We start from the raw sequence: 13,896 nt of genomic DNA on the forward strand, positions 1-13,896 counted from the left end.
CGCCTGGCCGCTTTTTTGTGCCGCATTCATCCGTTTTCCAGATCGACCTATCTCGATTATTGATTTCAACAATAGTCACGCCCCGATTAGATTAGGGCCAGATCCGGTGGACATCCGGGCAGACAATCAGGAGACAGGCATGAAACGAACGATGTGGGCAGCCACCGCGGTGACGCTGGCAGGCACCCTGGCGGCATGTGGCGGAAGCGATGGCGATGACGCCCCTTCCGCGCCCAGCGTGACCCCGAGATTGACGATGACGGTCACGGCCACGGAGGACTTTCCGGGCACGTACGGTTCGGTCGGCGCTTACGAGCGCGTAACCGGCACCATCGCGGGCGAGGTCGATCCCAAGGACAGCCGCAATGCCGTGATCCAGGATCTGGCTCTGGCGCCGGTCAACGCGCGCGGGATGGTCGATTACTCGGCCGACTTCGTCATGCTCAAGCCCAAGGACATGAGCAAGGCCAATGGCGTGCTGCGTTATGACGCTCCCAACCGCGGCAACATCCTGACCTACCTGAATCCGACTGCAACGCCCAGCGACGCCGTCTTCCTGGAACGGGGTTATGTCGTGCTGTATTCCGCATGGCAAGGCGACGTGCCGAAAAGCTCGGCGGCGCGTCTGACGGCGACCGTGCCCGTGGCGAAGAATGCCGACGGCTCGTCCATCACGGGTACCTATCGTGCCGAACTGGTCCCGAGCCGCGACGTGCTGTCGACCGCGCTGCCGGGCGGGGTGTTCAACGGGTCGATGATCCCTTACGCTCCCGCCAGCCTGGACAACACCTTGCCAGGCTATTCGCTGACGCGTCGGCTGAACGAGACCGATCAGCGCGTCACGATCGCCCCGTCGGACTGGAAATTCGCCACCTGCGACGCCACCACGCCGTTCCCCGGCAAGCCCGACCCCGCCAGCATCTGCGTCAAGGGCGGGCTGCAGGGCAACTATCTGTATGAACTGGTCTATGTGGCCAAGGACCCCAAGGTCATGGGCGTCGGCCTGGCTGCCTTGCGTGACACCGTCAGCTTCTTCCGCAGCAAGACGGCGGATGCGGCGGGCACGGCCAATCCGCTTGCCGGCCGTATCAAGTACACGATAGGGCAGGGGACGTCGCAATCCGGCAATGCCATGAAGACCTTCCTGCACCTGGGCTTCAACCAGTCCCTGGAAGGCGGCAAGGTGTTCGACGGCATGTATGCCCATGTGGCCGCGCGCCAGACCAATATCAACACCCGGTTTGCGGTGCCGGGCGGCGGGGGCGGTCTGCGAACCGATCACACCGCCTTTGGCCAGACCGCGCCGCGTGCGCTGGACAAGGATTATGTGGACCCGATTACCGGCCAGAAGAGCGGGGTGATGACGCGCTGTTCGGCTTCGTCGACGTGTCCCAAGTTCTTCCTGGGGCTGTCGGGCACCGAGTTCTGGGTGCTGCAAGGTTCGCCGGTTCTGACCGATGCCTATGGTTTCACCGACCTCGTCCAGCCTGATAACGCGCGTATCTATTACTACGCCAGCACGCAGCACGGGGGCAATGGCGGCACGGGTAGCATCAGCTACAACCCCGCGTCGAATGTTTACCCGACCGGCACCGTGGCCCACCATACCGACACCTTCCGCGCGCTGTTCCTGGACCTGGAAGACTGGGTGGTGGCCGACAAGGCGCCGCCGCCCTCTCAAGTGCCGAAGGTGGCCGATGGCACGCTGACGCGTCCGGATCAATTGAAATTTCCGGTCATGAAAGGGGTGACGTGGGCCGTGGGGGCGTGCAGACCCCGGTGCCGACCTTCAACTACCTGGCGCGTGTGAACGGTTATTCGGTGCTGAACTACGGTCCGCAATACCGTCCGGAAGACGAGTCGGGCATTGCGACGGTGTTGCCGCCCGCCTATTCGGGCAAGGATTACGCGATCCTGGTGCCGCAGGTGGATCCGTCCACCGGGATGGCCAAGACTGGCATCCGCAGCGTCGAAGCCCTGGCGCCGCTGGGCACCAGCCTGGAATTCAACTATGTGGCGATTCCGGGGATCGTGGATCTGTCGGGGCTGTCGGGGGCTTACCTGCCTTTCCATGTGACCGAAACCGCGCGGATCGCGGCGGGCGACACACGGCCATCGCTGCAAAGCCTGTACGGCAACCAGGCGGGTTATGTCACGGCGGTGACCGCGGCGGCCAATTCTCTGGTCAGCCAGCGCTTCCTGCTGCAGCGTGACGCGGACCGGTTGATCCAGGAAGCCACGGCCCGCCAGATTTTCCCGTGACACACGGCTGACGGTTCGCTGCTCCGGCGGCGTGATGCGAAAGCGACACAGCGCGACTTTGGTCGCGCTGTGTCGTTGTTGCGCTATGCTCTGGCGACCCATCAAGATGCAAGCCATGTCCGCCGACCCGATTTTCCATCGCGTTGCCATTACCGCGTCGTTGATCGACAGCGAACGGGCGGCCTTGCGCCGTATTGCCGCCGGGGATCCCTTGCGGGACGTGCTGGAATCGGTCGTGACCACCGTGGAATCGACCGCGCGCCTTCCCGTTCGCGCATCGGTCCTGCTGATGGATGCCGATGGCGCGACCTTGCGCCACGGCGCCGCGCCCAGCCTGCCCGCCAGCTATAACGCCCTGGTGGACGGCCTGCCGATCGGGCCCTTCCAGGGGTCCTGCGGCAGCGCGGCCTATAGCGGCGAGCCAGCCTATGTGTCGGACATTGCCACCGACCCGCGCTGGGCGGCGTACGCGTCCATTGCCGCCCAGTACGACATGCGGGCGTGCTGGTCGACACCGCTGATCGGCGCCGACGGCGTGCTGCTCGGCACCTTTGCCATCTACCTGACCGCCCCCGGGGCGCCGACGCCCGAGGACCTGGACGTCATCGTCCTGGTCACGCAGACCGTGGCCCTGACCATCGAACGTTTCCGGTCTGAAACGGCGCTGCGCGAAAGCGAAGACCACTATCGGCATACGGTGGAACTGAGCCCCCAGATCACCTGGACCGCCACGGCCGATGGGGTCGTGGACCAGGTCGCGCAGCGCTGGGAAGACTGGACCGGCTCGACCGGAACGACTTCGTCCTGGCAGGGCGCCCTGCACCCGGTCGATCTGCGCCCGACTATCGACGCGTGGACGCGGTCGGTCGCCACCGGCGACCCTTACGACATCGAATACCGGCTGCGGCTGCGCAGCGGCACCTATCGCTGGGTACGGTCCCGCGCATCGGCCCGGTTCGATGCGTCGGGCCGTATCGTCAAATGGTATGGATCCACCGAAGACGTGGACGATCGCCGGCGCGCCGAAGACCGCTTGCGCGTCAACGAGGCCAAGCTGCGGCGGCTGAACCAGATCCTGGAAGGCCAGGTGGAAGACTCCAGCCGCGCCAGCGAACGCGTCTGGATGATGTCGCACGAAGTGCTGGCGTCGGCGTCGATCGACGGCTATCTGCTGCGGGTCAATCCGGCCTTTACCGCGGTGCTGGGCTGGCCCGAAGACGCCGTGATCGGCATGCCCCTGCGGGATTTCACGTCCAGCGAACAGATGGCGGGCACCGAGCCCTGGGCCCGGGTCGGGGCGGGGGATGCGCCGCTGCGCCAGGACGTCGCCTTCCGGCACAAAGACGGCGGGCATCGCTGGCTTGCCTTGACGGTCGTGTCGGAAGGCGATGCGCTATTCATGTTCGGCCGGGACATCACCGCCGAGCGGGACGCTGCCGATGCCCTGCGGATTGCCGAAGAGTCGCTGCGGCAGTCGCAGAAAATGGAAGCCGTGGGCCAGCTGACCGGCGGCATCGCCCATGACTTCAACAACCTGCTGCAGGGCATTACCGGCCCCCTGGAATTGATCGACCATGCGCTGCGGCGCAAGACTCAGGCCGACCTGTCGCGTTACGTGGCTTTAGCCCGCACGTCGGCCGCACGGGCCGCGGCGTTGACGCATCGCTTGCTGGCGTTTTCGCGGCGGCAACCGCTGGCGCCCGTGCCCTTGAATCCGAACGAACTGGTCGACAGCATGGCGGACCTGTTGCGCCGGACCGTGGGCGAGGGCATCGAGACCCGTACCGTCACCGACCCCGGCGTCTGGATGGCCCGCTGTGACGCCAATCAGCTCGAAAACGCGCTGCTGAACCTGGCGATCAACGCGCGGGACGCCATGCCCGACGGCGGCGCGCTGACGATCACCACCTCCAACACGGAACTGACGGCGGACGCCGCGCGTCGGCTGCCGGGCGTCGCGGAAGGCCAGTACGTGCTGATCCAGGTGGCGGATACGGGAACGGGCATGAGCCCGGACACCGTGCAGCGCGCGTTTGAACCGTTCTACACCACCAAGCCGATCGGGCAGGGCACCGGGCTGGGCCTGTCCATGGCCTATGGGTTCGCGCAGCAATCGGGCGGCACGGCGCGAATCGACAGCCGGCTGGGCCAGGGCACGTCGGTGAGCCTGTACTTGCCACGGCATCTGGAAACACCGGTGGCGCTGGACGATCCTCTGGCCTTGTCCCTGGTCGCCAACGCCGGCACGGGCGCAAGGGTGCTGGTGGTGGAAGACGACGACACGGTGCGCGCCGTGGTGTGCGAGGTACTGCGCAGCCTGGACTACCAGGTGAGCGAGGCGGCGGACGGTCCGTCAGGGCTCGAGATCCTGAATAGTGCGGCGCCGCTGGATGTGCTGTTAACCGATGTCGGCCTGCCGGGCTTGAACGGAAGGCAGCTTGCCGACGCCGCCTTGCAGACCCGGCCGAACCTGAAAGTGCTGTTCATGACGGGCTATGCCGAAGCGGCCACGCGGTCGGCGGGCTTTCTGACGGGCAATATGCAGATGATCACGAAGCCGTTCGAACTGAATGATCTGACGGCGCGCCTGTCGGCCATGCTGACGCTTAGGTCGGTGGCCTGTTCCGGCGTGCCGGAAGATCACCGAACCTGACGCGAAACTGACATTTGTTTACCACTCTGCTGTCCCGCCCCGGTTGCGCTCAGGGTAAATTCAGCTTGTCGACAGCCTGGCAACGCTTCCCGATCCAAGCGCTTATGCCAGGCGTCCGGTGATACTGAAAGGTGCCGTGATGAACAAACGAACGATTGTTATCCTGCTGACCAGCGCCACGATGGCCCTGTCGTCGGTGATGTCGGTAGCGCAGGCCCGCGATGGCCACGGCCATGGCCGGGGCCATGATCGGCACGGGCATTACGATCGCCATGACCGGCACGATCGCCACGACTGGCGTGAACGCCGCGACGACCGCCGGCATTACCGCAACGGATACGAGCGTGGTTATCACGACGCCCAGCGCTTCAGCCCGCAGGTGCGTTACTACAGCCCGCCGCATCGCTGGAGCCGGGGCGATCGTCTGCCTCGCGGCTATCACGAACGGTATTACGTCGTGAACGACTGGCACAGCCGCCGCCTGCACCGCCCGGGCCCCGGTTATCAGTGGGTGCAATCCGGGTCGGAATTTCTGCTGGTGGCCATTGCCACCGGCGTGATCACCAGCGTGATCCTGTCACGATGACCGCCGTGTGCCCGTTCGCGGCGCCATGCCGGACACCCTCATGACCCGCTGGCGTTCGCTGGGCCTGCATGCCAAGGCGCTGGCGCTGGTCTGCACCGTCATGGCCGTCACGGCCTGCGCCGAGTCCACGACCTCGGTCATTCACACCGAAAAGTCGGCGTTCGAAAACATTGTGGTGTACGAACAGGCAGGCGAGCGCTGCATGAAGTTCGGCAGCGTCGAAGCACCCGGCCGGCAAAGCTGCTACGCGATCGACGCGCCGCAGCGCCTGATCTTCGACTACACCCGCATGATGTTCGGCGCGCTGTATCTGAAGCCGGACCCGGCACGCATCATGATCATCGGCCTGGGCGGCGGAAGCATGCCCACCGCGCTGCACAAGGTATTGCCACGCACCGTCATCGATGCGGTCGAGATCGACCCGGCGGTGGTCTCAGTTGCCAAGACCTATTTCCACTTCAAGCCCGACGACACCTTGCGGGTGCATGTGGCCGATGGCCGCACCTTCGTGCAGCAGGCGCTGAAGGAAGGGCGGCGGTACGACATCGTCATGCTCGACGCCTTTGACGAAAACTACATTCCCCCGCATCTGCTCACGCGCGAATTCCTGCAAGAGGTGAAATCCGTGCTGGCCCCGGGTGGGGTGGTCGCCGCCAACACCTTTACGGCAAGCCGGGTGTACGACGACGAGTCGACCACCTACGCGGACGTGTTCGGGCCGTTCTACAACCTGCGGGCGAACAATCGCATCATTCTCGCGGGGCCCAGTCCCTTGCCGTCCGTGGATGCCTTGCGCGCCAATGCGGCCAGGCTGGAGCCCCGGCTGATTCCGCTGGGCGTGGACGCCAATGCCTTGCTGGCCCGGTTCTCGTCCCGCAAGGATTGGGCGGCTACCGGGAAGGTATTGACCGACTGATCGCCTCCGCTTCCCGTACCCGCTGCGCGATGTGATCCAGCGCCTCGTCGACCTGGTCGATCAGGATCAGGCACAGATCCCCCGGTTGCAGCGCGGCCAGCGCCGTATCGATCGCCACGAACTCGCCGCGGATCTCCTGGATGTTGCGGGTGCGTGACGCGTTCGACAGGCCGTCCCGCAGCAGGCCCAGCACTTCACCATCCGCGCGGCCGCGCTGGCACTGGTCTTCGTACAGCAGCACGTCGTCGAAGGCTTCGCCCAGGATCTCGGTCTGCCGGCGGATGTCGATGTCACGGCGGTCGCCCGCGCCGCTGATCACCACGGACCGGCGCGCCGCCGGCAGGTTGTCGATGGCCTTGACCAGGGCGCCGATCGCGTCGGGGTTGTGGCCGTAGTCCGCAATCACGGTGGCGCCGCGATACGCATAGCGGTTGAAGCGCCCGGGCGCGGTAGCGGCATCGTTCACGAAACTGGCCAGGCCCGCGCGGACGATGCCCGTATCAAGCCCCAGCGCCCACGCCGCCGCAATCGCCGCCATCGCATTTTCCACCTGGAAATCGAGCGCCCCGTCACACGTCAACGGAATGTCCGCCAGCGGAAAGCGCTGTCTATCCTCACCCTGGTCTGTCACCTGTTCGGTGACGATGTCGCCGCCATCGCGGTACACGATCCGCTGTTGCTTGGCGCGGTGCATGGCCAGCAGCGGCTGCTGGCGGTCACGCGCGAAATAGATGACGCCGCCAGGGCAGCTGTCGGCCATCTTTGCAACGATCGGGTCGTCGGCGTTCAGCACCGCCATGCCCTGCGGCTTGACGTTTTCGACGATCACGCGTTTGACCACCGCCAGGTCTTCCACCGTGCTGATGTAGTTCAGCCCCAGGTGATCGCCCATGCCGATATTGGTCACGACCGCCACATCGCAGCGATCGAAACCCAGGCCTTCGCGCAGCACGCCGCCGCGCGCGGTTTCGAACACCGCCGCGTCCACGTCGGGGTGCAGCAGCACATTGCGCGCGCTGCGGGGGCCGCTGCAATCGCCCGTGTCGATGCGCTGCGCGCCGATGTAGACGCCGTCGGAATTGGTCATGCCGACCGTATCGCCGCGCTGCCCGATCAGGTGCGCGATCAGCCGGACGGTAGTCGTCTTGCCGTTGGTGCCGGCCACCGCCACAAGCGGAATGCGGCCGTCGTCACCCGCGGCGAACAGCGACGCCACGATGGCTTCGCCCACCTGCCTTCCCTTGCCGTAGGACGGGCTGATATGCATGCGCAGGCCGGGCGCGGCGTTGACTTCCACGATGCCGCCACCCGTGGCTTCCAATGGCCGCTGCACGGTGTCGCACACCATGTCGACGCCTGCAATGTCCAGCCCCACCATCTGCGCGGCCGCGATCGCGCGCGCGGCCAGGTCGGGGTGCACTTCGTCCGTCACGTCGGTGGCCGTGCCGCCGGTGCTCAGGTTGGCGTTGTTGCGCAATGCGACGTGCACGCCTTGGGCCGGGACCGACTCCGCGTCCAGGCCCTGGCCCGCCAGGGTGGCCAGCGCCACGGCATCGAACCGGATTTTGGTCAGGCTGGTGCCGTGGCCTTCGCCACGCGCCGGATCCAGGTTGACCTGGTCGACCAGTTCACGCACGGTGTGGCGGCCATCGCCGATCACCCGTGGCGGATCGCGCGCGCGGCGGCGACCAGGGTGTCGTTGATCACCAGCAAGCGGAAATCGTGGCCCGGGATGTAGCGTTCGACCAGCACGGTCGAACTGATCCTGGCGGCAACCTCATAGGCGGCCAGGATTTCGTCGCGGCCGGTAATATTGACGGCCACGCCCTTGCCCTGGTTGCCATCGCGTGGCTTGATGACCACGGGGGCGGCAATCTCGGCGGCCGCCCGGCAGGCGTCTTCGGCGTCTTCTACCGGGCGTCCGGCCGGCACCGGCACGCCCGCGGCCTGCAGCAGGTTCTTGGTCAGTTCCTTGTCTTGGGCGATCGACTCGGCGATCGCGCCGCTCAGGTCGGTTTCGGCCGCCTGGATCCGCCGCTGGCGCCGTCCCCACCCGAATTGCAGCAGGCTGCCCGATGTCAGGCGCCGGTACGGTATGCCTCGGGCCACGGCGGCCTGGGCGATCGCGCCCGTGCTGGGGCCCAGGCGCACGTCTTCATCCAGTTCACGCAGGCGCGCCACGGCGGCGGCCAGATCGAACGGCGCATCGTCCACGGCGGCCTGGCACAGCTGCCGCGCCAGGTCGAACGCCAGGCGGCCCACGTCTTCTTCGGTATATTCGACCACCACCTGGAACACGCCGCGTTCCAGGGTTGGCACGCTGCGCGCGAACGTCACGGGGCAGCCTGCTTCGGATTGCAGTCCCAACGCCGCCAGGCCCACCGCGCGCGCCATGGACACCGCGCGTTCATGGCCGGCCGGCTGGAAGGCGCCGAGGGCGGGAAATCGGGCGCGCAGCCCGGCTTCGAAGCCCGGAATGCCGCCAATCGCGCATTCGGTGTCAGTACACGACACGATGGCTTCCAGCGCCGTGCGGCGGCTCCAGAGGTTGGGCCCGCGCAGCGCCCGGATACGTGAAACTTCCATGAACGAATTCCTGTAGGACATGGGCGCCGGACGGCTTGCGTCCGGCGTGGGCACTCGATGGGGGAGGGGCTAGGCGGCGGCCAACAGGGGCGCGTCGGTCGTGGTGCTGAGCGTGAAGCTTTCGATGCCGGCGCGGATGGCCGGAATCGACACGCCCAGGGCCCATGCCGCGGCCACGGCCGCCAGCACATTGGCCGTCTGCTGCGCGGCGCCGCCCGCGGACCGTTCCTGCGCGATGGCGGGAACGTCGGCCAGAGGGGCCAGCGCCAGCGACTCGGCGCCCGTGGCAAGCACCACCTGGCCGTCTTCGGCCACCACGGCGCGACGGCCTGCCGCGCGATGCGTCCGGATCACGTCCAGGTCCGCATCGGCGGCAAAGTAGATGACTTCGCCGTCACACAGCGGACCCATGTCGGCGATCAGCGGTTCGGCGGCGTTGAGCACGGCGCAGCCGCCGGGCAACACCACGTCGACCTGCGTGCGAAATACGGTGGCCAATTGCTCGGGCGTATCCATCGACAGATCCGGCAGGGTCAGCGCCGGGTCGAGATGGGTGACGATGCCGACCTGGCACCGGTCATAGGCCAGGCCTTGCGTCAGGATGACGCGCGCGCCATTTTCGATCACCGCGGCATCGATCGCGCGATTCACCAGGATGCGCCGGGCGGCTGTCCAGTTGGCGGCGTCGGTCGTCTCGACTTCGCGCCGGTCGAAGAACAGGCCCTGGCTGCAGGCCAGTCCGACGCGCGCGCCCGACAGATGCAGCAGCCGCGCCACCATGCGCGCCACGGTGGTCTTGCCGCGCGCGCCGGTCACGCCAACCAGCGGGATGCGCCCTGTGTCGCCATCGGGCAGCAGGTGATCGATGATCGCGCGGCCCACGGGACGCGGCGACCCTTCGGCGGGCTTCAGGTGCATCAGCAGACCGGGGCCTGCATTGACTTCGACCACCGCGCCGCCCTGTTCGGCCAGCGGACGTGAAATGTCGTCGGCCACCAGATCCACGCCGGCGATGTCCAGGCCCACGACACGAGCGGCCAGTTCGACATGCGCGGCCACGCTGGGGTGCACGAGGTCGGTCACGTCGAACGCCACGTTGCCATTGCGCTGGATCAGCACGTTGGTGCCGGCGGGCGGCACGGAGTCGGCATCAAAACCTTGGCGCGCGATTTCCAGGCGCGCCGCCGAGTCCAGGTGGACCAGATTCAACGGATGGTCTTCGGTGCGGCCCCGGCGGGGGTCGCTGTTCAACTGGCTCTGGATCAATTCCTTGACGGTAGACGTGCCGTCGCCAATGACCGAAGCCGCCATGCCGCGCGCGGCGGCCACCAGCTTGCCTCCCACCACCAGCAAGCGGTGTTCGTTGCCGCTGATGAAGCGTTCCACGATCACGCCGCTGCCTTCATCGGCGGCAATGCCATAGGCGGTGGCGACTTCGTCGCGGGTGCGCAGGTTGGTGAAGACGCCGCGTCCATGATTGCCGTCGCAGGGCTTGACCACCACCGGCACGCCGATGCTTTCGGCAGCGTCCCAGGCGTCGTCGGCGCTGTCCACCGCGCGGCCTTGCGGCACTGGCACGCCGCAGGCTTCCAGCAGCGTCTTGGTCAGGTCCTTGTCGCGCGAAATGCCTTCGGCAATCGCGCTGGTGCGGTCGGTTTCGGCGGTCCAGATGCGGCGCTGGCGCGACCCGTAGCCGATCTGCACGAGGTTGTCTTCACTCAGCCGGATGGTCGGAATGTCGCGGTCGTCGGCGGCGTCGACGATGCAGGCCGTGCTGGGCCCCAGGCAATGCCGGCCGATCAGGCGGCGCAGGTCGGATACCGCTTCGTCCACGTCGAAGGGTTCGTCCTGGATCGCGGCCATGACCAGGTCGCGCGCGGCGTAGAGCGCCGCATGGGTCACTTTCTCGTGCCACGCACGCACGATCACGCGATACACGCCCCGCGTGGACGTTTCGCGCGCCTTGCCGAAGCCGCCCGGCATGCCGGCCAGGTTCTGCAGCTCCAGCGTGACGTGTTCGAGGATGTGGCCGGGCCATGTGCCTTCGCGCAGGCGCTGCAGGAAGCCACCGCGCTCGCCATAGCTGCAGCGGTGTTCGATCAGGGTGGGCAGCCACGCCACCAGCCGTTCGTAGAAGCCGGGAATGAGGTTGGACGGATAGTCCTCCAACTCGCCGATATCGACCCACGCCTCGAGTACCGGACGGTAGGTCCAGATGTTCGGGCCGCGCAGGGTGAGCACATCGAGAAAATCAATGTGTTTGTCTTTCATGAAGGTCGTGGTGTCTCGAAGTGCGGAGGGAGCCGTGAGTGACGGCCTACGTCGGTTGCGCATCGATGTCGTTTGCCCGTCAGTCGCAACCGCCATGAGCAGAATACGCCAGCGGCGCGCGCCTCGATATCGGCTTTTGCGTGCAGCACCGCGAAATGTATGTGTTAAGTCTCCTGTAAGCAAGCTGTAAGTATTGGCGAAACGAAAGATAAGGGAATCCCCTAGGTGTGGCGGCGCAACGCCCGGTACGGCGGCGTAAGCTTTCTCGCGGCTCCCTCTATACTCCGAGACATGCTGTAACAGTCGCCGCCCGGGCCGCGCGTGACCCAGAACCCCGACCTGCCCAATCCTGGCCCCCATTCGATGACCCCCGCTTCCTCACCTGTTCCTGCCTTGGCGGACGCCGCGGCCTCCGTGCCTTCCGACCTGGCCGTCCTGCTTGGCGCCGACGAGCCCGTGCTCGCAAGCCTGTCGCTCGACCTGGATGATGCCTTGCGTTTCACGTTTGGCCGGCTGGTCCTGACGCCCCGCCGGCTGATGGCGCAATATCGCGGTGGCGCGTGGCAGTCCTGGCCCCTGGCCGACGGCATGCGCCTGCATCTGCATGACCACGCCGGAGTCGGCTGCCTGGCGCTCGATACGCCCGATGCCCGGCTGGCCAACTGGCGGTACACCCTGGCCCAGCACGCCGATGCTGCCCGCCTGGCCGATGCTTTCGCCCGCGAACAGGCCGTGCGTGCTGCCGGGGGCGTCCAGCAAGGGCAGCGCGCCGCCGACGACACGCCGCGTGAGTTTGGCGCGGACGTGGAAGCCGCCGAGGCCGACTCGGGCTGGGCCTTGATGCGCCTGGGCCGCTTTGCACGGCCGTACCGCAGCCAGCTGATCGTCGGCTTCATCCTGACGGTGCTCTCGACGGCGGCCACTCTGGTTCCGCCTTACCTGACCATGCCGCTGATGGATGAGGTGCTGATCCCCTTCCAGAACGGCGCCCCGATCGACATCGGCAAGGCCACCTGGTACCTGGGCGGGCTGCTGGTATCGGCGCTGCTGGCGTGGCTGCTGGGCTGGGGCCGCACGTATCTGCTGGCGTGGGTCAGCGAACGGATCGGCGCCGATCTGCGCACGACCACCTATGAACACCTGCAGCAGCTGTCGCTGGAATATTTTGGCGGCAAGCGCACAGGTGACCTGATGGCGCGGATCGGATCCGAAACCGACCGCATCTGCGTGTTCCTGTCCTTGCACCTGCTCGACTTCGCCACCGATGTGCTCATGATCATCATGACCGCGGTAATTCTGGTGTCGATCGACCCCTGGCTGGCCATGGTCACGCTGCTGCCCTTGCCCTTTATCGCATGGATGATCCATGCGGTGCGCGACCGGCTCAAGCATGGCTTCGAAAAGGTGGACCGCATCTGGTCCGAGATCACCAACGTGCTGGCCGACACCATCCCGGGCATACGGGTGGTCAAGGCGTTCGCGCAGGAAAAGCGCGAAGTCGCCCGGTTCCGGGAAGCCAACGACCACAACCTGGCCGTCAACGATCGCGTCAATACCATCTGGTCGCTGTTCTCGCCCACGGTCACCTTGCTGACCGAAATCGGCCTGCTGATCGTCTGGGGATTCGGGATCTGGCTGATCGCCAACAAGCAGATCTCGGTGGGCGTGCTGGCGGCCTTTCTGGCGTACATCAGCCGCTTCTATCTGCGGCTGGATTCCATGAGCCGCATCGTGTCCGTCACGCAAAAGGCCGCGGCGGGCGCCAAGCGCATCTTCGACATTCTGGACCGGGTGTCCAGCGTGCCCGAACCTGCGCAGCCGGTGCCGCTGGGGCGGGTGGAAGGCCGCATCGACATCCGCCAGGCCGCGTTCCGGTATGGCAGCCGCAGTGTGCTGCGGGGCGTGTCGCTTACCATTGCGCCAGGCGAAATGATTGGCCTGGTGGGCCATAGCGGGTCGGGCAAAAGTACGCTGGTCAACCTGATCTGCCGTTTCTACGATGTCACGGAAGGATCGATACGGGTCGATGGCATCGACATCCGGTCGCTGGCCATCTCGGGGTATCGGTACAACATCGGCGTGGTGCTGCAGGAACCCTTCCTGTTCTTCGGCACCATTGCCGAGAACATCGCCTATGGCAAGCCGCAGGCCACACGGGCCGAGATCATCGCGGCCGCGCGGGCTGCCCATGCGCATGAATTCATTCTGCGGCTGCCGCACGGGTATGACTCGCTGGTCGGGGAGCGCGGCCAGTCCCTGTCGGGGGAGAGCGCCAACGCATTTCGATCGCGCGCGCCTTGCTGATCGACCCGCGCATCCTGATCCTGGACGAGGCCACGTCGTCGGTCGACACCGCCACCGAAAAGGAAATCCAGAAGGCGCTGGATAACCTGGTGCGGGGGCGCACCACGATCGCCGTTGCGCACCGGCTCAGCACGCTGCGGCGCGCCGACCGGCTGGTCGTGCTGGACCGGGGGCAGGTGGTGGAAGAGGGGCCGCATGACGTGCTGATGGCGCGCCAGGGCGCCTACTTCCGGCTGTATCAGGCCCAGTCGCGGCCGGCCGATGGCGACGTGGTCGCGTGGAACAACAACGCGGACGAAACAGCATGACGCCGAGTCT

Annotated in this window: 3 protein-coding genes and 4 pseudogenes; 5 read left to right on the top strand and 2 right to left on the bottom strand. The window is 66.4% G+C overall.

The genetic code is table 11. The annotated features are described in order from the left end of the window. The first annotated feature begins 139 nt into the window (after positions 1 to 139). The 4 genes and pseudogenes from ACNANG_RS19270 (at position 140) to ACNANG_RS19285 (ending at position 6,417) form a co-directional block, all read left to right on the top strand. Positions 140 to 2,262, top strand: a pseudogene (locus tag ACNANG_RS19270) (alpha/beta hydrolase domain-containing protein). 115 nt (positions 2,263 to 2,377) lie between these two features. Then, a complete protein-coding gene (locus ACNANG_RS19275; RefSeq protein WP_420224359.1) occupies positions 2,378 to 4,915 on the top strand; it encodes a PAS domain-containing protein in 2,538 nt (845 codons plus the stop codon). Between the two features lie 139 nt (positions 4,916 to 5,054). Continuing rightward, the gene (locus tag ACNANG_RS19280; RefSeq protein ID WP_420224360.1) at positions 5,055 to 5,501 is read left to right on the top strand and encodes an RcnB family protein; all 447 of its coding nucleotides are present in this window, start codon (positions 5,055 to 5,057) and stop codon (positions 5,499 to 5,501) included. A 40-nt stretch (positions 5,502 to 5,541) separates the two neighbouring features. After that, entirely contained in the window at positions 5,542 to 6,417 is an 876-nt protein-coding gene (locus ACNANG_RS19285; protein WP_420224361.1) for a spermidine synthase, read from the top strand. Here ACNANG_RS19285 and cphA (ACNANG_RS19290) read toward each other — a convergent pair. Beyond that, positions 6,392 to 9,003, bottom strand: a pseudogene (gene cphA / locus ACNANG_RS19290) (cyanophycin synthetase). The gene ACNANG_RS19285 and the pseudogene cphA (ACNANG_RS19290) overlap by 26 nt on opposite strands. Before the next feature lie 114 nt (positions 9,004 to 9,117). Beyond that, positions 9,118 to 11,274, bottom strand: a pseudogene (gene cphA, locus ACNANG_RS19295) (cyanophycin synthetase); the annotation flags it as partial. Positions 11,275 to 11,637: 363 nt separating this feature from the next. Between cphA (ACNANG_RS19295) and ACNANG_RS19300 the strand changes: the two are divergent. Further along, positions 11,638 to 13,886 (top strand): annotated as a pseudogene (locus ACNANG_RS19300) (ABC transporter ATP-binding protein). Positions 13,887 to 13,896 lie beyond the last annotated feature (10 nt).

This window comes from Pigmentiphaga litoralis, from assembly GCF_048632615.1.
GTDB lineage: Bacteria > Pseudomonadota > Gammaproteobacteria > Burkholderiales > Burkholderiaceae_B > Pigmentiphaga > Pigmentiphaga litoralis_B.